15 protein-coding genes are annotated in these 18,526 nt (G+C 61.6%); 9 read left to right on the top strand and 6 right to left on the bottom strand.

Annotated elements, in window-relative coordinates; translation table 11 throughout:
• The first annotated feature begins 72 nt into the window (after positions 1-72).
• Genes C4J90_RS26450 through C4J90_RS26460 form a run of 3 tightly spaced genes read left to right on the top strand, consistent with a single transcriptional unit; the run spans position 73 to position 1,836 of the window.
• Positions 73-711, top strand: coding sequence for an FMN-binding negative transcriptional regulator (locus C4J90_RS26450; protein ID WP_124421143.1), 639 nt, complete (start codon positions 73-75; stop codon positions 709-711).
• Positions 708-1,154 carry a GNAT family N-acetyltransferase gene (locus C4J90_RS26455; protein WP_124421144.1) on the top strand — a complete coding sequence of 149 codons (447 nt, stop codon included), beginning with the start codon at positions 708-710 and terminating at the stop codon, positions 1,152-1,154. The genes C4J90_RS26450 and C4J90_RS26455 overlap by 4 nt, the downstream gene beginning before the upstream one ends.
• 10 nt (positions 1,155-1,164) lie before the next feature.
• Positions 1,165-1,836 (top strand): GNAT family N-acetyltransferase, encoded by a 672-nt coding sequence (locus C4J90_RS26460; RefSeq protein ID WP_124421145.1) that lies wholly within the window; start codon positions 1,165-1,167, stop codon positions 1,834-1,836.
• A 147-nt stretch (positions 1,837-1,983) separates the two neighbouring features.
• Here the strand turns inward: C4J90_RS26460 and C4J90_RS26465 are convergent, their stop codons facing one another.
• Complete coding sequence (locus C4J90_RS26465; protein ID WP_124415946.1) at positions 1,984-2,892, bottom strand: homocysteine S-methyltransferase family protein; 909 nt, start codon at positions 2,890-2,892, stop codon at positions 1,984-1,986.
• 112 nt (positions 2,893-3,004) lie between these two features.
• On the opposite strand from C4J90_RS26465, the gene C4J90_RS26470 reads away from it, so the two are divergent.
• The 3 genes from C4J90_RS26470 to C4J90_RS26480 all read left to right on the top strand — a co-directional run bounded on the left by C4J90_RS26470 (position 3,005) and on the right by C4J90_RS26480 (position 6,123).
• On the top strand, positions 3,005-3,826 hold the full coding sequence (locus C4J90_RS26470) for an ABC transporter substrate-binding protein (protein WP_124365031.1): 822 nt from the start codon (positions 3,005-3,007) through the stop codon (positions 3,824-3,826).
• A complete protein-coding gene (locus tag C4J90_RS26475) occupies positions 3,823-4,653 on the top strand; it encodes an amino acid ABC transporter permease (protein ID WP_124365032.1) in 831 nt (276 codons plus the stop codon). The genes C4J90_RS26470 and C4J90_RS26475 overlap by 4 nt, the downstream gene beginning before the upstream one ends.
• 159 nt (positions 4,654-4,812) lie before the next feature.
• Positions 4,813-6,123, top strand: a complete 1,311-nt coding sequence (locus tag C4J90_RS26480) for an autotransporter domain-containing protein (RefSeq protein ID WP_124421146.1) — start codon at positions 4,813-4,815, stop codon at positions 6,121-6,123.
• Between the two features lie 81 nt (positions 6,124-6,204).
• Here the strand turns inward: C4J90_RS26480 and oadA are convergent, their stop codons facing one another.
• Both oadA and C4J90_RS26490 read right to left on the bottom strand, forming a co-directional pair.
• On the bottom strand, positions 6,205-8,013 hold the full coding sequence (oadA, locus tag C4J90_RS26485; protein ID WP_124421147.1) for a sodium-extruding oxaloacetate decarboxylase subunit alpha: 1,809 nt from the start codon (positions 8,011-8,013) through the stop codon (positions 6,205-6,207).
• Positions 8,014-8,024: 11 nt separating this feature from the next.
• Complete coding sequence (locus C4J90_RS26490; protein WP_003195732.1) at positions 8,025-9,440, bottom strand: acetyl-CoA carboxylase biotin carboxylase subunit; 1,416 nt, start codon at positions 9,438-9,440, stop codon at positions 8,025-8,027.
• A gap of 195 nt (positions 9,441-9,635) precedes the next feature.
• On the opposite strand from C4J90_RS26490, the gene C4J90_RS26495 reads away from it, so the two are divergent.
• Entirely contained in the window at positions 9,636-10,610 is a 975-nt protein-coding gene (locus C4J90_RS26495) for a LysR family transcriptional regulator (protein ID WP_124421148.1), read from the top strand.
• Here the strand turns inward: C4J90_RS26495 and C4J90_RS26500 are convergent.
• The 3 genes from C4J90_RS26500 to C4J90_RS26510 all read right to left on the bottom strand — a co-directional run bounded on the left by C4J90_RS26500 (position 10,540) and on the right by C4J90_RS26510 (position 14,849).
• Positions 10,540-10,737, bottom strand: a complete 198-nt coding sequence (locus C4J90_RS26500) for a PA3496 family putative envelope integrity protein (RefSeq protein ID WP_124365036.1) — start codon at positions 10,735-10,737, stop codon at positions 10,540-10,542. The genes C4J90_RS26495 and C4J90_RS26500 overlap by 71 nt on opposite strands.
• Positions 10,738-10,946: 209 nt before the next feature.
• Positions 10,947-11,813 carry a transcriptional regulator HexR gene (hexR, locus tag C4J90_RS26505; RefSeq protein WP_003177007.1) on the bottom strand — a complete coding sequence of 289 codons (867 nt, stop codon included), beginning with the start codon at positions 11,811-11,813 and terminating at the stop codon, positions 10,947-10,949.
• A gap of 162 nt (positions 11,814-11,975) precedes the next feature.
• Entirely contained in the window at positions 11,976-14,849 is a 2,874-nt protein-coding gene (locus tag C4J90_RS26510; protein ID WP_124365037.1) for an EAL domain-containing protein, read from the bottom strand.
• A 267-nt stretch (positions 14,850-15,116) separates the two neighbouring features.
• Between C4J90_RS26510 and uvrD the strand changes: the two genes are divergently transcribed.
• Together uvrD and C4J90_RS26520 are read left to right on the top strand one after the other, a co-directional pair.
• Complete coding sequence (uvrD, locus tag C4J90_RS26515) at positions 15,117-17,300, top strand: DNA helicase II (RefSeq protein WP_124421149.1); 2,184 nt, start codon at positions 15,117-15,119, stop codon at positions 17,298-17,300.
• A gap of 309 nt (positions 17,301-17,609) precedes the next feature.
• Entirely contained in the window at positions 17,610-18,479 is an 870-nt protein-coding gene (locus tag C4J90_RS26520; protein ID WP_124365039.1) for a Tim44 domain-containing protein, read from the top strand.
• Positions 18,480-18,526 lie beyond the last annotated feature (47 nt).

The following is an 18,526-nucleotide window of genomic DNA, read 5'->3' on the forward strand; positions in this document are numbered from 1 at the left end:
ATTGACCCGAGATGGCTCTTACATCGAACCATTAGCCTGCCTAGGATGAACGCATTCGCCAAGGAAAAAATCATGTATACACCCAACGCCTTCGCCCTTGATGACTTGCCCGAACTGCACCAACTGATCCAGCACACTCGCCTGGCGCAGGTGGTGACCTTTGGGGAGCATGGCTTGCAAGCCAGCCACCTGCCGCTGCTGCTCAACCCCAACGAAGGCCCCAGCGGCACGCTCTACGGGCACCTGGCCAAGGCCAATCGGCAATGGCAGGACTTGCAGAACGGCAGCGACGCCCTGGTGATCTTCGCCGGCGCCGAGGCCTATATCAGCCCGGCGTTCTACCCGGCCAAGGCCGAGCACGGCAAAGTGGTACCGACCTGGAATTACCTGGCAGTGCACGCCTACGGCAAGGCCGATGTGTTCACCGACGCCGAACGCCTGCTTGGCCTGGTCAGCGCGCTCACCGATCGCCATGAAAGCGCTCGCGACCAGCCCTGGAAAGTCAGCGACGCGCCGGCCGGCTACATTGACGGCATGCTCAAGGCCATCGTCGGCTTCGCGCTGCCCATCGATCGCCTGATCGGCAAACGCAAACTCAGCCAAAACCGCAGCGCGGCTGACATCGCCGGCGTACGCGATGGCCTGGCCACCAGTGTCGATGTACGCGACCAGACCCTCGCCCGCTTTATGCCCCAAGGAGTTCCAGAATGAGCCCGATCAAGATCCGCCGGGTCAGCGCCGCCGACCACACCGCCTGGTTGCCGCTATGGCAGGCGTATTTGACGTTCTACAACACGCAATTGCCGGACGCAGTCAGCCAAAGTACCTGGCAACGCCTGGTCGACGCCGACGAGCCGACCCATTCGGCGCTGGCCTGGCAGGACGGCAAGGCGGTGGGCATGGTCAACTTCATCTACCATCGCTCCAACTGGAGCATCGAGAACTCCTGCTACCTGCAGGACCTGCTCGTGGACTCGGCCCAACGCGGCACCGGCGTCGGTCGCAAACTGATCGAGTTCGTCTATGCCACGGCCAAGGCAGATGGCTGCGGCAAAGTGCATTGGCTGACCCACGAGACCAACGCCACGGCGATCCAGCTCTATGAGCGCATCGCTGAACGCCCAGGTTTAATTCAATTTCGCAAAGCCCTTTAAGGAGCGCAGCATGCCCACCTCCCTCGCTGACTGGAAAGGCGTTCCGGCGCCCACGGCTCAACTGCTCGAAGGACGTTTTGTCCGCCTGGTCAAACTCGACCCCGCGCGCCACGCCGATCAACTGTGGCAAGCCCTCGAAGGCCCCGGCGCCGACCCCAAGTTGTGGGACTATCTGCCTTACGGCCCGTTTGCCGAGCGCGCCGCGTTCGATGTGTGGTTGAACAACCACGCGGCCAGCACCGACCCGTATTTCTTCAGTGTGGTCGACCGCGCCAACGATGAGGTGCAGGGCATCCTGAGTTTGATGTCTATCGTCCCGGCCCAAGGCCGTATCGAAATCGGCCATGTCACCTTCGGCGCCCCGATGCAGCGCTCGCCGAAAAGCACCGAGGCGGTGTATCTGCTGGCCAAGTATGCGTTCGAGCAGGGCTACCGTCGCCTGGAATGGAAATGCAACAACGGCAACGCCCGCTCCCGATACGCAGCCGAGCGCCTGGGTTTCAGTTTCGAAGGGGTGTTCCGCCAGCACATGGTGGTCAAGGGCCAGAATCGCGATACGGCATGGTTTTCTATACTGGATTCGGAATGGCCGGCGATTGACGCGGGGTTCGAACAGTGGCTGTCGGAGGCTAACCAGACCAGCGCCGGGCAGCTGAAAACACTGGCCGAGTGCAGAAATTGAAACGAGGGGTTTGCCCCAATGCCCCTGTAGAAGCGAGCTTGCTCGCGAAAAACGCCCAGGCAACACGTTCATCCTGGATAAACGTGAAGGCCCCCGAGTTCTTCGCGAGCAAGGGCTAGCCGCCCGCCTCGCTCCTACAAAAAAGCCTTAACTGTTGGGGGTAAAGTGCTTGGCCAGCACCGCAATATGCTCCGGCCCGATCCCACAGCAACCGCCAAGATGGCTGGCCCCGCGCGCCTGCCAATCGGCCGCCCAGTGCAGATAGCCGGGTGGGTCGAGGTCATCGCGCAGCGGGTCGAGGCCATCGTTGGCCGTGGCCTCCTTGGGTTGCGGCGGGAACGCGTTGGCATAGGCGCCAAGCTGGATCGCCACGCCAAGGCGCTCGAAGCTCTGGCGGGCAGCGTCAATCGCCGCGCCGATCACTTCCGGCTGGCTGCAGTTGAACAGCAGCACCTCCACGCCCAACTGCGCTGCCGCTTCGGCGGCGTCCGCCACCGGTTCGCCTGAGCGCAGGCGTGGCACGTCGTCCGTGTCTTCGTCCTTCAAGGTAAATGACAGCCAGAGCGGTTTACCGTCTTTCGGCAGCCCGGCCTGGATCGCCCGCGCCTCGACGATGGAACTCTGGGTTTCCGCCAGCCACAGGTCGACATGGGGCGCCAGGCCGTTGACCAGAGGCGTCAGCAGCTCGTTCACCCGCCCAGGCTCGAACAAATCCGGCCGATAAGAACCGAACAGCGGCGGCAATGAACCCGCCACCCGCACCGCCTGGCCTGAAGCCTGCACCGCACGGCGGGCCAGTTCACCAGCGAGGGCCGCCAGCGCCTGACCTTCGGCGGCGAACCGCGCCTCACCAATATGAAAGGGCACAACGGCGTAGCTGTTGCTGGTGATCACGTTGGCGCCGCTCTGGATATACGCCGCGTGCACCGCCTCAACCGCCTGAGGCGCTTCGCTCAACGCCAGCGCCGACCACTCCGGCTGCCTGAACGGCGCGCCACGGCGCTGCAGCTCACGGCCCATACCGCCATCGAGAATTACTGTAGGTTGTGCGCCCATATAGCTTTTACTCATATGCTTATGAAAATAACTCACTATGAGAGTCGTTCTTATAACTATTTAATACGCACCAACCGGTTCATAACAACTCTTTTTTCTTCAGGTGTCCGCTTTGAAACTTAAACCGCTATTGGCCCTGGGCCTGACAATGCTCGCTGCCGCCACTCAGGCCTTCGGCGGTACGACCCTGGATCGGATTGAGCAAAAGAAAGAACTGGTCGGCGTGCTGATGGAAAGCTACCCGCCGTTTTCGTTTCTCAACGAGCAGAACCAGCTCGACGGCTTTGACGTCGACGTGGCCAAAGCCGTGGCGCAGAAGCTGGGCGTGAAGCTTCGCCTGGAAACCCCGTCCTGGGACGTGATCGCCGCCGGCCGCTGGAGCGGGCGCTACGACATCTGCATCTGCTCCATGACCCCGAGCAAGGCGCGCGCCGAAGTGTTCGATTTCCCGGTGGAGTACTACGCCTCGCCTGCGGTGATCGTGGTCAATGCCAAAGATGACCGCATCCACGGCGCCAAGGACCTGAGCGGCAAGAAAGTCGGCCTGACCAGCGCATCGAGCTACGAGAGCTATCTGAACAAGAACCTGGTGATCGAAGGCGCCGAAGACACGCAACTGCAGTATCCGTTCGAGGACGTGCAGATCGCGCCGTACGACACCGATAACGTGGCCTTCCAAGACCTCGGCTTGGGCGCTGGCGTGCGCCTGGACGCGATCCTCACCAACCTGGTGACCGCCCAACCACGCTTGACCGCCGACAAGCGCTTCAAGCTGGCCGGCGAGCCGCTCTACTCGGAGCCCAACTCGGTCGCCATCGAAAAAGGCGACCCGCAGTGGGACAGCAAAGTGCGTGAGGTCTTCGCCCAGCTCAAGCAGGACGGCACCTTGAGCAAGCTGTCGCAAAAATGGATCGGCGCCGACATCAGCCAATGACCGCATTCCCGACCCCGCCCCAACCCCCGGTAACCACGTCGCGGCTGCGGCGGCTGTTCGGCTTTCGCACGCGGCTGTACCTGACCTGGGCCGCGCTGTTTTGCCTGTTTGCCAGTTTCTTCCTGAGCTTTGACCTGAAGTTCTCGATCATCCTCGACAAGCTGCCCAACCTGGTTGGCGTGCACTTGGCGCCCAACGGCTTCCTGCAAGGCGCGGCGCTGACGCTGTTTCTGTGCCTGTGTTCGATCGTGGCGTCGTCGGTGCTGGGTTTCGTCACTGCGCTGGGACGCGTGTCGAAAAGCGCCCTGGCCTTCGGCGTTGCCACGTTCTATGCCTCGTTTTTTCGCGGTACGCCGCTGCTGATCCAGATCCTGCTGATCTACCTCGGCCTGCCGCAACTGGGCCTGGTTCCGGGCGCGATCGTCGCCGGGATCATTGCGCTGTCGCTGAACTACGGCGCCTACCTGAGCGAAATCTTCCGCGCCGGCATCCTCGGCGTGCCCCACGGCCAACGGGAAGCGGCACTGGCCCTGGGCATGCGCGACAGCGCGATCTTCTGGCACGTTACGCTGCCCCAGGCCATGCGCACCATCGTCCCGCCGGCCACCAACCAGTTCATCTCGATGCTCAAGGACTCGTCGCTGATCTCGGTGATGGGCGTGTGGGAAGTGATGTTCCTCGCACAATCCTATGGGCGCTCAAGCTATCGCTATATCGAGATGCTCACCACGGCGGCAATCATCTATTGGGTGATGTCTCTCGGACTGGAGCTGATCCAGGCGCGCATGGAGCGGCACTATGGCAAAGGGTACGTAAGGCGAGGATGACGGGCAGCAAAGCAACTACCGTGATCCGCCCTATCGCTCATTGTTTTTAATCGCACCAGACGAGAGACATCTCCCGCAAACGATCGGCTCGCAGGCCGACATTTATCCCCCCGGCACCCCGCTAAATTCCCAGCCTCATACATTAAGAGGTGGGTTTACATGCCGCTCATACACAAACAACTCGCACTGGCCATCACCCTGGCGTTCGCAGCGATCAGCACTCAACAGGCGCAGGCACGCGGCGACATCGAGCCAGACAGTGAATGGCTTGAGCCGGCTCCGGTGAACGGTGGAAAACAATATTTCGAACCGGCCCTCCCAGCGCCTGAAGACTTCTACTTCGCCAACACGGCTACCAGCCGCAACGGCTTGAGCGTCGCCCATGTGCTGGACTCCGCAGTGGAGACACTGCTGGCGTCGGACGAACTGCACGAATGGGAAAAAGACCATCTTGAGCAATACGGCCAGTACCTCAGCACTTTGGAGCCAGCCAGGCTAGGTGCCGTGCTTGAGCAATTGGCAGGCAGCCAGAACGCCAACTTGGGCACCGCCACCCAAAACAGCATGAAACAATTGAACGACAGCCTGTTGTCGGCAATACGTCTGCTGGACAACAACACCAGCGAGACGGGACGCGTGTGGTTCCAAGGCTTGGGCAATAGCGGCAGGCTCGATGCCCAACACGGCAGTGCCGGTCTGAAGCAACGCAGCCAAGGCCTGCTGCTGGGTGCTGACTGGTCAATCGATCACGCATGGCGGCTGGGCGTGGTGGCCGGCAAGTCCGGCAGCGAACTGAACGCCACGCGTTTCAAGGGTGATCTGGACAGCTGGCACCTGGGCGCTTACGCCGTGCGTCAAGACGGACCACTGGCGTTGCGCCTGGGCGCGCTTTACAGCAGCCATACCGGAAAAAACAAACGTACGGTCGATTTCGACCTCATTGACCATCGCCAGAACCTCACCGGCAAGTACAACGCCCAGAGCCAAAACGTATTCGCAGAGGCGGGCTATCAACTGGATATCGGCGGCTTGCACGCCGAGCCCTTTGCCAACGCAGGTTTTCAACGTTATCAGCGCGACCGCTTCCAGGAAAAAGGCGGCTATAGCGCTTTGGACGTGGGTGCACAAACCCAGCAAAACTTCAGTAGCACCTTCGGTCTGCGCCTGAGCCACGACGTTGCAATAGGCAACCAGATGACCCTCAAACCGCACCTGAGCACCCAATGGAAACACCTGTATGGCGACGTCAACAGTCGCGTTCGCCAGTCATTTTCCTGGAATAAACGAGAGGACTTCAACAGCGAGTTCACCATCGGCGGCACTGCTCTGGACCGCAACAGCCTGGCGCTGCGTACCGGTATGGACATGGCACTGTCGGCTGAACACACCGTGGGCCTGGCCTACACCGCCGAATTCGGCAGCACGAGTCGCAACCAGGGATTGATGGGGCAGTGGGCGATGGCGTTCTAAGGCGCCAATGCCTGATCAGCAGGCAAAAAAAAGGGGGCACATGCCCCCCGAGGTTTAAGCGGTAGTGTCGAAGGCTAGGTATCAGCCTTCGATTTCAATCAGGATTTCGCCAGGGTTCACGCGGTCGCCCTTGGCCACATGCACGGCGGTGACTTTACCGGCGATGGAGGCCTGCACTTCGGTTTCCATCTTCATCGCCTCGGTGATCAGCACCGCCTGGCCGGCCTTGACCACGTCGCCTTCCTTGACCAGCACGTCGACGATATTGCCTGGCATCGCGGTGCTGACATGGCCTGGCTCGGTGGCATGCTTGCGCTTGCTGCCGCCACTGCTGACGAACTCGTTGAGCGGTTCGAACACCACTTCTTCGGGCATGCCGTCGATGGACAGGTAGAAGTGGCGCTTGCCTTCGGCTTTCACCCCGACACCGGTGATGTCCACGCGGTAGCTTTCACCGTGCACATCGATGACAAACTCGGTCGGCACGCCTTCGCCACCGGCACGGGCCACGCCGCCGGCTTCTGGGATCGGCAGCAGCACTTCCGGCGCCAGCGTGCCGGCGCCGCGCTCTTCGAGGAATTTGCGACCGATGTCGGGGAACATGGCGTAGGTCAGCACGTCTTCTTCGGACTTGGCCAACGCGCCGATTTCACCGCGCAGCTTGGTCATTTCCGGCTTGAGCAAATCGGCCGGACGTACGTCGATGACCTCTTCGCTGCCGATGGCCTGACGGCGCAGCTTTTCGTTCACAGTGCCCGGCGCCTTGCCGTAGCCGCCTTGCAGGTAGAGCTTCACTTCGTTGGTGATGGTCTTGTAGCGCTCGCCGGCCAGCACGTTGAAGAACGCCTGGGTGCCGACGATCTGCGAGGTTGGGGTGACCAGCGGCGGGAAGCCAAGGTCTTCACGCACGCGGGGAATTTCGGCGAGCACCTCGCTCATGCGGTTCAGCGCGCCCTGCTCTTTCAACTGGTTGGCCAGGTTGGAAATCATCCCACCGGGCACCTGGTTGACTTGCACGCGGGTGTCGACAGCGGTGAACTCGCTTTCGAACTGGTGGTATTTCTTGCGCACGGCATAGAAGTACAGGCCGATTTCCTGCAGCAGTTCCAGGTCCAGGCCGGTGTCGAATTCGCTGCCCTTGAGGGCGGCGACCATCGACTCGGTGCCCGGGTGGCTGGTGCCCCAGGCGAAGCTGGAGATGGCGGTGTCGATGTGGTCGGCGCCGTTTTCGATGGCCTTGAGTTGGCACATCGCGGCCAGACCCGCGGTGTCGTGGGAGTGGATAAAAATCGGCAGGTTCTGCTCGGCTTTCAGCGCCTTGACCAGCTCGCCGGTGGCGTAGGGCGTCAGCAGGCCGGCCATGTCCTTGATCGCGATGGAGTCGCAGCCCATGGATTCGAGTTGCTTGGCCTGGGCCACGAACGCCTCGACGGTGTGCACCGGGCTGGTGGTGTAGGCGATGGTGCCCTGGGCGTGCTTGCCGGCGGCTTTGACCGCTTCGATGGCCACTCGCAGGTTACGCACGTCGTTCATCGCATCGAAGATGCGGAACACGTCGATGCCATTAACGGCGGCTTTGGCAACGAACGCGCGGACCACGTCATCGCTGTAGTGGCGGTAGCCCAGCAGGTTCTGGCCGCGCAACAACATTTGCAGGCGCGTGTTGGGCAATGCGGCGCGCAGTTGGCGCAGGCGCTCCCAAGGGTCTTCTTTGAGGAAGCGCACGCAGGCGTCGAAGGTCGCACCGCCCCAGACTTCCAGGGACCAGTAGCCGACTTTGTCGAGCTTGTCGCAGATCGGCAGCATGTCGTCAGTGCGCATGCGGGTCGCCAGCAACGATTGGTGGGCGTCGCGCAGGATGGTGTCGGTTACGAAGATTTTCTTAGACATTGGAATGTTCCTCACAGGCCTGCGTGGGCGGCGATGGCGGCGGCGATGGCCAGGGCCAGCTCTTCGGGTTTGCGCTTGATCGAGTAGTTGGTCAGCTCAGGGTGGCTTTCCACAAAGCTTGTATTGAACTGACCGCTGCGGAACTCCGGGTTGCGCAGGATTTCCTGGTAGTAGGCGGCGGTGGTCTTCACGCCTTGCAGGCGCATGTCATCCAGGGCACGCAGGCCGCGGTCCATGGCTTCTTCCCAGGTCAACGCCCACACCACCAGTTTCAAGCACATGGAGTCATAGAACGGCGGGATGGTGTAGCCGGTGTAGATCGCCGTGTCGGTACGCACGCCGGGGCCGCCGGGGGCGTAGTAACGGGTGATCTTGCCGAAGCTTGGCAGGAAGTTGTTCTTCGGGTCTTCGGCGTTGATACGAAACTGCAACGCGAAGCCACGGTGCTGGATGTCTTCCTGCTTGACCGACAGCGGCAGGCCCGAGGCGATGCGGATCTGCTCGCGGACGATGTCGATCCCGGTGATTTCTTCGGTGATGGTGTGTTCCACCTGCACCCGGGTGTTCATCTCCATGAAGTACACCTCGCCCTCGGCGAGCAGGAACTCCACGGTGCCGGCGTTCTCGTAGCCCACGGCCTTGGCCGCACGCACCGACAGATCGCCGATATAGGCGCGCTGTTCAGGGGTGAGCTGGGGGCTGGGAGCGATTTCGATGAGTTTCTGGTTGCGGCGCTGGATCGAGCAGTCGCGCTCGAACAGGTGCACGACGTTGCCAAAGCTGTCACCGAGGATCTGCGCTTCGATGTGCTTGGGATTGACGATGCATTTTTCCAGGAACACTTCCGCCGAACCGAAGGCCTTGGTGGCTTCGGAAATCACCCGGGGGAAGGCTTGTTCAAGTTCTTCGCGGCTGTTGCAACGACGGATACCGCGCCCGCCACCACCGGACGTGGCCTTGAGCATCACCGGGTAACCGATACGGTCGCCTTCGGTGAGGGCTTCATGGATATCGGCGACGTTGCCTTCGGTGCCCGGCGTGACCGGCACGCCAGCCTTGATCATGCTGCGGCGCGCTTCGGTCTTGTCGCCCATGCGGCGAATCACTTCCGCCGAAGGGCCGATGAACTTGATGCCGCGTTCGGCGCAGATGTCCGCCAATTCGGCGTTTTCCGACAGGAAGCCGTAACCGGGATGCAGCGCATCGCAACCGGTCTCTACGGCCAGGTTCACCAGCTTGCGCGGGTTCAGGTAGCCGGCCAAAGGCTCGGCGCCGATGCTGTGGGCTTCGTCGGCACGCTTCACGTGTAACGCGTGGCGGTCGGCGTCCGAATAAACCGCAACCGAGCGAATGCCCATCTCGGCGCAGGCACGCACGATTCGTACGGCAATTTCACCACGGTTGGCGATCAGGATCTTTTTTATCACTTGGAAATTCCCTTGAGCCGATTGCTGCGTTCTTCGACCCGTTGTAGGCGGGTCGACGCGTGACCAAATGTTTCATGACAGTCGCGAGACACACACTATGCGCACTTGAGGATTAACAAAAATCAATAATTGTTGGGCTGTGTATAAGTAAAGACTTATAGTTGGCCGGACGACCGAGGATTGAGGAGTCATTTAATGCGTAAGTCATTGATGCGTATGACATTGCGTCAATTGCAGATTTTCAATGAAGTGTGTGATCTGCGTTCCTACAGCCGTGCAGCCGAGGAAATGTCCCTCACCCAACCCGCCGTCAGCCTGCAAATTCGCCAGCTCGAAGAGCTGCTTGGCCAGCCGCTGTTCGATTATGTCGGCAAAAAGCTCTACATGACCGAGGCCGCTGAAGCTTTGCAGCGGGCCAGCCGGGATATTTTCGGGCGCCTGGAAAATCTCGATATGCAACTGTCGGACATGCAGGGCTCCCTGCAGGGCCAGTTGAAGCTGGCGGTGGAGTCCAGCGCCAAGTACTTCGTGCCGCACTTGTTCGCCGCCTTCAAGCGTCAACACCCGGAGGTGCAATTGCACCTGACCGTGGTCAATCGCGCCCAGGTGATTCGCCGGCTTTCGGACAACCGTGACGACCTGGTGATCATGTCCATGGTGCCTCAGGACATGGGCCTGGAATTCCTGCCATTCCTGAATAATCCGATTGTCGCCGTGGCGCTGCCGGATCACCCCTTGAGCCTGCAAGGGCCGCTACGCTTGCAGGATCTGGAACCCTACACCCTGCTCATCCGAGAACCGGGTTCCGGCACGCGGCTGGCCTGCGAAGAGTACTTCAAGGAAAAACGCGTGCACTTCACGCAGACGGTGGAAGTGGCCTCGGCCGAGGCGCAACGCGAGTGCGTGGCTGCAGGGTTGGGCGTGGCCCTGCTGACGCGCCACGCCCTGAACCTGGAGTTGGTCACCGGCGGGCTCAAGGAGCTGCCGGTGGAAGAACTGCCGCTGTACCGCAGTTGGTGCCTGGTGCAGGCCAAAGCCAAGCGGCTGTCACCGGTGGCCCACGCGTTCCTGGGCTTTATCCGCAGCGAACGGGTGCAGATCAGCGCGCTGGCTGAGCGTTTCGCTGGGCAGCCAAGGGTGCCTGCCAATGGAGTTCCGGGTAGTCACTGATGCTCTGGAGCAGTTGGCGCTGGTCGCAGCGGTCTTCGATTGCGCGACGGAACGCCATGCGGCGCTGGTCTTCCTGCTGACGACGGGTCTTGACGGTGCTGTTGCTGTCTTCGTAGGGCCGGGCCATTTCAAGTCTCCCAATGCAAGTACGGGGAGTACAGGATGGGCGCGGGGGATGACGGGGCTATGACAGCCTGATGAAGATTCTGAGGATGCGGCGATTCGAAATGTGGGAGGGGGCTTGCCCCCGATGGCGCAGTGTCAGTCACCAGATTTATTGACTGGCCTATAGCTATCGGGGGCAAGCCCCCTCCCACATTGGAGCTGTGTGCAGGCTTAGTCGTCGAGGGCTTTGACCGACTTGGGCGACAACCGCAAGCTGCGCAAACTGCGCTTCACGCTCTTGAGGTGGTTGACCAGGCTCGGCCCGCGGGCCATGGCCACGCCCATTGCCAACACGTCGATCACCACCAGGTGGGCAATGCGTGAGGTCAGCGGCGTGTAGATCTCGGTGTCTTCGTGTACGTCGATCGCCAGGTTCACCGTGGACAATTCCGCCAACGGCGTCTGGCTCGGGCACAGGGTGATCAGCGAAGCGCCGCTTTCACGCACCAGGTTGGCGGTGATGAGCAGGTCTTTGGAGCGCCCGGACTGGGAAATACAGATAGCCACGTCGGTGGGCTTCAAGGTCACCGCCGACATTGCCTGCATGTGCGGATCGCTGTAGGCCGCCGCCGTGAGCAGCAGGCGGAAAAATTTGTGCTGGGCGTCGGCCGCTACCGCGCCGGAAGCACCAAAGCCATAGAACTCCACGCGCTGGGCCTGAGACATCGCGGTCACGGCCTTTTGCAGCTCCACCGGGTCGAGCTTCTCGCGCACTTCCATCAGGGTGTGCAAGGTGGTGTCGAAGATTTTCAGGCTGTAATCGGCGACCGAGTCGTCTTCATGGATCGCAAATTGGCCGAAGCTCGCGCCCGCGGCCAGGCTTTGCGCCAGCTTGAGTTTCAAGTCCTGGAACCCGGAGCAACCGATGGCGCGGCAGAAGCGCACGATGGTCGGCTCACTGATACCCACGCTGTGGGCCAGGTCGGCCATGGAACTGTGCATCACAGCCGCAGGGTCAAGCAGCACGTGATCGGCAACCTTGAGTTCCGATTTGCGTAACAGGTGGCGCGACTGGGCGATATGTTGCAACAGGTTCAAAGGGCAGGACTCTTGTTATTGGCAGACGCCAGGGATGTAGCAAGCTTGTAGTTATACTACAAGAATTGCCGTTTTGCCCGCCTGATGCAGCACTAAATCGCCCCGCTCCCCTCTGAAACTAAGGGCAGAGGCTTTGTAGCCACAGGGACGCCACTCGAGCCGTTAAGAAAAATCTGGATTTTTTCGTAACAAATCTGCCAGCCCCTCAGCGTCCATCGGCCGGCTGATCAGATAACCCTGCACCTCGTCGCACTGCTCGCTTCGCAGAAAATCCAGTTGCTGCTGGTCCTCCACGCCTTCGGCCACCACTTTGAGCGACAACCCATGGGCCATGGCAATGATCGCCCGGGTAATGGCCGCATCCTCGCGGCCCTGGCCAAGACCCCGGATAAAGGTCTGGTCGATCTTCACGTAGTCCACCGGAATGCGCTTGAGGTAGCTGAGGGATGAATAGCCGGTGCCGAAATCGTCGATGGCCAGCTTCACGCCCAGGTCACGCAGCTGCCGGAAGGTGGTGATGATGTGCTCGACACTGTCGAGCAGCTGGCTTTCGGTCAATTCCAACTCGAGGTATTGCGGGTCCAGCCCGGTCTCCTCCAGCACCTGGCGCACCAGACTGACCAGCTTGCCCTGGCGCAACTGATGCACCGACAGGTTCACCGACACCCGAATCGGCGCCAGCCCCTGGCGTTGCCACTCACAGGCCTGCCAGCACGCCTGGCGCAACACCAGCTCACCCAACGGCACGATCAGGCCGGTTTCTTCGGCCAGGCCGATGAAGTCTCCCGGCGGTACCAGGCCCCACTGCGGATGTTCCCAGCGCACCAGGGCCTCGACCGCATTAAGCTTGCCGGTGGCCAGGCACAGTTTGGGTTGGTAGAACACCGTGAGCTGGCCCTCGTCGATGGCCTTGCGCAGATGGTTTTCCAGTTGCAAGCGCTCCAGGGTGCTGGCTTGCAGGCTGTCGGTGTAGAACTGGAAATTGTTCCCGCCCAGGTGCTTGGCATGCTGCATCGCCATATTCGATTGGCTGACCAGCGCAGAAATTTCCCGCGCATTATCCGGCAGCAGGCTGACGCCCATGGAGGCGCTGACCACCAGCTCATGCCCCTCCACCGTCACCGGCACGCGCAGCTTGGCCAGCAGCCGAGTCGCCACCCGCGCCAGGCTCGACAGGTTGCCATAGGCGTCGAACAGCACAGCGAATTCATCACCGGACAGGCGTGCAATGGTGTCGGCTTCCGGCAGTGCGTTGATCAAGCGCCGCGCCATTTTCTGCAACAGTTGGTCGGCCACTTCATGGCCAAGGCTGTCATTGAGCAGCTTGAAACGGTCGAGGTTGATGTGCAGCAGCGCCAGGCTGCGCCCACCCTGACGTACGCGTTGATGCGCTTCGCGCAGCCGTTCGCGAAACAGCGAACGGTTGGCCAGGCCGGTCAACTCGTCGTAATGGGTGAGGTAGCGCATGCGCTCCTCGGACTCGCGCCGCGCGGACAGATCGGCGAAGAAGCCCACTATATGACTGACATTGCCGCGAACATCGCGCACCACGCTCAGCTGCAGCCACTGCGGGTACAGCTCGCCGTTCTTGCGTGTTTCCACTAACTCGCCCTGCCAGGTGCCGTGGCTGAGCAGCGCCTGGCGGATCACCGGGAAGTGACGTCGGGCATCGCGACTGCTGGGCAGCTCCACGACATTGCGACCGAGCATGTCGTCGATGTCAAAACCGGTGACACGGCTGAACGCCTGGTTGACGGCGAGCAGCACATAGTTCGGGTCGAGAATCACGATGCCTTCGCTGGCGGCCTCGAACACCGTCGAGGCGAGCCGTTGCTGTTCTTCCACGGCCTTGCTGGCACTGATGTCACGGCGCGTGCCGAGCATGCGGATCACCCGGCCACTGGGCGAACGCTCTACCGCGCGCCCACGGTCCTCGATCCACACCCAGTGCCCGTCGCCGTGGCGGATCCGGTATTCCACCTGATAGTCCTCGCTGCGGCCCTTGAGATGCTCCACCAATGCGTGCTTGAGCAGCGGCAGGTCGTCTGGGTGCAGGCGCGGCTTGAGATGGCTGAGCATCGCGGTGACAAACTCGGGTTCCAGGCCGAACAGTTCCTTGAGCTGGGTGTGGTGCACCTCATCGGTTTGCAGGTTCCAGTCCCACAGGCCCAGTTCACTGGCCTGCAGCGCCATGGCCAGGCGCGCCTCGCTTTGATTCAGGGCGAGGCTGGCGGCGTCCAGTTCCTGGCTGCGCAGCGCCACACGGTCTTGCAGGCCAACCTGGGCTTCACGCAGTTCCTGTTCGACCTCGCGGCGCTGTTCGACTTCGCGCAGCAGTTCCTGGTTCAACTGCTCGCTGCGCTGCTGCGCCTGCTGCAAATGCTCGATCAGGGCCTGGTTCTGGAAGCGTCGCAGCAGCCCGCGCTGGATCAGGCGGTTGACCTGCCACGCCACCACACTTAATGACGCCAACAGGATCAGACCGAGCACGCCCCAACCCTGTTGCCGCGAGGTGCCGTTCCAGAACAGATAGGCGATGACCGGCAACAGGCACGGCAAGGCGAAGGACAGAAAGGCCCAAAGGCTGACGGCATAGGCCACGCTGGCCGACAACGTCGCCGCGCCGATCAGGCCGAACACCCAGGCCTGTTGCATGAAGCTGTCGGTCGGTACCAGGGCGATGGCGGCGATCGACAGGGTCAGGCCGCTGACCGCTGAACCGAGCATGAACATGCGGCGCCAGACGGGCTGGGCCTGCCGGCTGGGCATCGCCGAATCAAACGCCGCCACCTGGATGACGCGCATCGCCACCAGGGCCAGCAACCAGACCAGCCAGACGCTGTCGAGCAGGTAGTGCTTGGGGTCCCACAAAAGCCAGGCGCAGACCAAACCGTTGACCAGCATCAACAGGGTCGGCAGCAGCGAGCCCTGATACAGCAGGCGTGTACGCTCGACCGCGATCTCGGTGGCGTAGTGTTTGCGGATAACCTGCGCAGGCGCCGCCGAGGGGCCGAACAGGTCAGTGTCAAAGGTCATAGGCAGTGTTCTTATAATGGTGAGCCCGAAACGTCGTCGGAGCATACACAAGCAAGCGCTCGGACCAAACCGCTCCAGGTCATAAAAACCTCTCGCCGGTTGAGCGCAAAACGTTGTCCCAGACAGCTTGAACGAGACGGCACGCGGGTTGTGGCGCATGACTAACCGGTCATCCGCGTCCGCAGAATGTTTGCGCGCAGGTGGTTTTGTGTCGACCACCCGGCATTGGGATTTGCCCCTCTCCCCCCGGCACCCTAGAATGCGCCGATGCGCGATGATCTCTCCCTTTTGCTGAACTCCCTCAACGATGCCCAACGCCAGGCCGTAGCGGCCCCCGTTGGCCGTCAGTTGGTCCTGGCCGGTGCTGGCTCCGGTAAAACCCGAGTGCTGGTGCACCGTATCGCCTGGTTGATCCAGGTCGAGAACGCTTCTCCCCATTCCATCCTGTCGGTGACGTTCACCAACAAGGCGGCTGCCGAGATGCGCCATCGCATCGAGCAGTTGATGGGCATCAGCCCGGCCGGTATGTGGGTGGGCACCTTCCATGGCCTGGCGCACCGCCTGTTGCGGGCGCATTGGCAGGAAGCGGGGCTGAGCCAGACGTTCCAGATCCTCGACAGTGACGACCAGCAACGCCTGGTCAAGCGGGTAATCCGCGAGCTGGGCCTCGATGAACAGCGTTGGCCGGCACGCCAGGCCCAGTGGTTTATCAACGGCCAGAAAGACGAAGGCCTGCGCCCGCAACATATCCAGGCCAGCGGTGACTTGTTCCTGGCGACCATGCGCAGCATCTATGAAGCCTACGAGGCGGCCTGCTTACGCGCCGGCGTGATCGACTTCTCCGAACTGCTGTTGCGTGCCCTCGACCTGTGGCGCGACAACCCCGGCTTGCTGGCCCACTACCAGAAGCGCTTCCGGCATGTTCTGGTGGACGAGTTCCAAGACACCAACGCCGTGCAATACGCCTGGTTGCGCCTGCTGGCCAAGGGTGGCGAAAGCCTGATGGTGGTGGGCGATGACGACCAGTCGATCTACGGCTGGCGCGGCGCGAAAATCGAGAACATCTACCAGTATTCCGAAGACTTCCCGGACGCGGTGACTATCCGCCTCGAGCAGAACTACCGCTCCACCGCCGGAATCCTGAAGGCCGCCAACGCCTTGATCGCCAACAACACCGGGCGCCTGGGCAAAGAGCTGTGGACCGACGGCGGCGAAGGCGAAGCGATCAACCTGTACGCCGCGTTCAATGAGCACGATGAAGCGCGCTATGTGGTGGAAACCATCGAAAGCGCGTTGAAAACCGGCCTGGCGCGCAGCGACATCGCTATTCTCTACCGCTCCAACGCCCAATCGCGGGTGTTGGAAGAAGCCTTGTTGCGCGAGCGCATCCCCTATCGCATCTATGGCGGCCAGCGTTTCTTCGAGCGCGCGGAAATCAAGAACGCCATGGCCTACCTGCGCCTGCTGGAAGGTCGCGGCAACGATGCGGCGCTGGAGCGGGTGATCAATATCCCGGCCCGTGGTATCGGTGAAAAAACCGTCGAGGCCATTCGCGAACACGCCCGCCATGCCGATGTGTCGATGTGGGAGGCCATGCGCCTGCTCATCGCCAATAAAGGCCTGACAGGCCGCGCAGCCGGCGCATTGGGCGTGTTTGTCGAGCTGATCGAGAACCTCGCGGCCAAATGCGCGGAAATGCCCCTGCATTTGATGACCCAGACCGTGATCGAACAGTCCGGGCTGATCGCCTACCACGAGGCGGAGAAAGGCGAGAAAGGCCAGGCCCGGGTAGAAAACCTCGAGGAACTGGTCAGCGCAGCCCGCGCCTTCGAAAACACCGAGGACGATGAAGAGCTGACCCCGCTCGCCGCTTTCCTTGGTCACGCATCGCTGGAAGCTGGCGATACCCAGGCCGACGAGCATGAAGACAGCATTCAGCTGATGACCTTGCACAGTGCCAAGGGCCTGGAATTCCCGTATGTGTTCCTGGTGGGCATGGAAGAAGGCCTGTTCCCCCACAAGATGAGCCTGGAAGAGCCCGGCCGCCTTGAGGAAGAACGCCGCCTGGCTTACGTGGGCATTACCCGGGCCATGCAGAACCTGGTGATGACCTATGCCGAGACCCGACGCCTGTACGGTAGCGAGACCTACAACAAGGTGTCGCGCTTCGTACGTGAAGTGCCGAAGGGGCTGATCCAGGAAGTGCGTCTGTCCAACAGCGTCAGTCGCCCGTTCGGCGGCGGCCAGCAGCAGAACTCCAGCACTATGTTTGCCGGCTCCGAGATCCCGGAAACCCCGTTCAGCCTGGGCCAGCAGGTCCGGCATGCGATCTTCGGCGAGGGCGTGATCCTCAATTTCGAAGGCGCTGGCGCCCAGGCGCGGGTGCAGGTCAACTTCGCCGAGGGCAGCAAGTGGCTGATGATGGGCTATGCGAAGCTTGAGGCGGTCTGAAGCCGATCGTTTGTGGCGAGGGAGCTTGCTCCCGCTGGCGTGCGCAGCGCGCCCGTTTTTCAGGGCTGCTGCGCAGCCTAGCGGGAGCAAGCTCCCTCGCCACAACAAGCCCGCCTATGAAACACTGCGTAACATGAAGATGCTTGGCTCGCCCTTGTTTTAGATGAGCGCGGGCCAATATCTGTAATAAGTCCTACAGACCATTCTGAATCGGTCCTACGTAAAAGCCCGAAACATTATGTCGCTAGCCACTGTCACGACACCTGTGCAACATGGCGCGCGTGCAATCCACAAATGGGAATTCCCTTTATGAAACGTTTTCTTAGCATCGCCATGGCGTTGTGCATCGGCTTGACGATGAGCCTCGACGCCAACGCCAAACGCTTCGGTGGCGGCAAAAGCATGGGCTCGGCACCGACCCACCAGACCAGCCAGATGGCTCCATCCGCCGGTGCCGGCGGTGCTGCGGCTACCGCAGGCGCGGCCGGTGCTGCGGGCGCTGCTGCCAAGGCCGGCGGTGCTTCGCGCTGGTTGGGCCCATTGGCCGGCATCGCCGCCGGTGGCCTGCTCGCTTCCATGTTCATGGGCGGCGGCTTCCAGGGCATGCAGATCTTCGACATCCTGATCCTGGCCGTTATCGCCTTTGTGATCTTCCGCTTTATCGCCGCCCGTCGCCGCAAGCAGCAGGAGCACCTGGCTCCGGCCGGCGCGCCGATGCAGCGTGAAGTGTTCGAGCAAAAACCGGCCATGGGTTCGATCTTCGGTGGTTCGGCAGCGCCTGCCGCCGCCCGTCCGGTGATCAACGCACCGGCCTGGTTCAACGAAGAGCGTTTCGTCGAAGCGGCCCGCAGCCACTTCCAGTCCCTGCAGCAGCACTGGGACGCCAACGAAATGGACAAGATCTCCGAGTTCGTGACCCCGCAACTGCTCGAGTTCCTCAAGCGCGAACGCGCCGACCTGGGTGACGCCTTCCAGTCGACTTATATCGACGACCTGCGCGTACAACTGGAAGGCGTGGATGATCGCGCCGACAAGACCATCGCCACCCTGACCTTCAGCGGTGTGTCGAAGACCTCGCGTTTCGACCAGGGCGAAGTTTTCAGCGAAAGCTGGAACATGGAACGCGCCCAGGGCGACAACCAGCCATGGCTGGTCGCCGGTATCCGCCAGAACGGCTGATACCTGCTCGTTTGAGCACGCGGTAACAAAAACCCCGGACATGTCCG

The sequence above is a fragment of the Pseudomonas sp. R2-60-08W genome (assembly GCF_003852335.1).
In the GTDB taxonomy this organism is placed as follows: domain Bacteria; phylum Pseudomonadota; class Gammaproteobacteria; order Pseudomonadales; family Pseudomonadaceae; genus Aquipseudomonas.

What these genes read in the sequence shown, in the direction of transcription:
- C4J90_RS26450 (WP_124421143.1), top strand. Translation starts at nt 73, where the DNA reads ATGTATACACCCAACGCCTTCGCCCTTGATGACTTGCCCGAACTGCAC.
- C4J90_RS26455 (WP_124421144.1), top strand. Translation starts at nt 708, where the DNA reads ATGAGCCCGATCAAGATCCGCCGGGTCAGCGCCGCCGACCACACCGCC.
- C4J90_RS26460 (WP_124421145.1), top strand. Translation starts at nt 1,165, where the DNA reads ATGCCCACCTCCCTCGCTGACTGGAAAGGCGTTCCGGCGCCCACGGCT.
- C4J90_RS26465 (WP_124415946.1), bottom strand. Translation starts at nt 2,892, where the DNA reads ATGGGCGCACAACCTACAGTAATTCTCGATGGCGGTATGGGCCGTGAG.
- C4J90_RS26475 (WP_124365032.1), top strand. Translation starts at nt 3,823, where the DNA reads ATGACCGCATTCCCGACCCCGCCCCAACCCCCGGTAACCACGTCGCGG.
- C4J90_RS26480 (WP_124421146.1), top strand. Translation starts at nt 4,813, where the DNA reads ATGCCGCTCATACACAAACAACTCGCACTGGCCATCACCCTGGCGTTC.
- oadA (WP_124421147.1), bottom strand. Translation starts at nt 8,013, where the DNA reads ATGTCTAAGAAAATCTTCGTAACCGACACCATCCTGCGCGACGCCCAC.
- C4J90_RS26495 (WP_124421148.1), top strand. Translation starts at nt 9,636, where the DNA reads ATGCGTAAGTCATTGATGCGTATGACATTGCGTCAATTGCAGATTTTC.
- C4J90_RS26500 (WP_124365036.1), bottom strand. Translation starts at nt 10,737, where the DNA reads ATGGCCCGGCCCTACGAAGACAGCAACAGCACCGTCAAGACCCGTCGT.
- C4J90_RS26510 (WP_124365037.1), bottom strand. Translation starts at nt 14,849, where the DNA reads ATGACCTTTGACACTGACCTGTTCGGCCCCTCGGCGGCGCCTGCGCAG.
- uvrD (WP_124421149.1), top strand. Translation starts at nt 15,117, where the DNA reads ATGCGCGATGATCTCTCCCTTTTGCTGAACTCCCTCAACGATGCCCAA.
- C4J90_RS26520 (WP_124365039.1), top strand. Translation starts at nt 17,610, where the DNA reads ATGAAACGTTTTCTTAGCATCGCCATGGCGTTGTGCATCGGCTTGACG.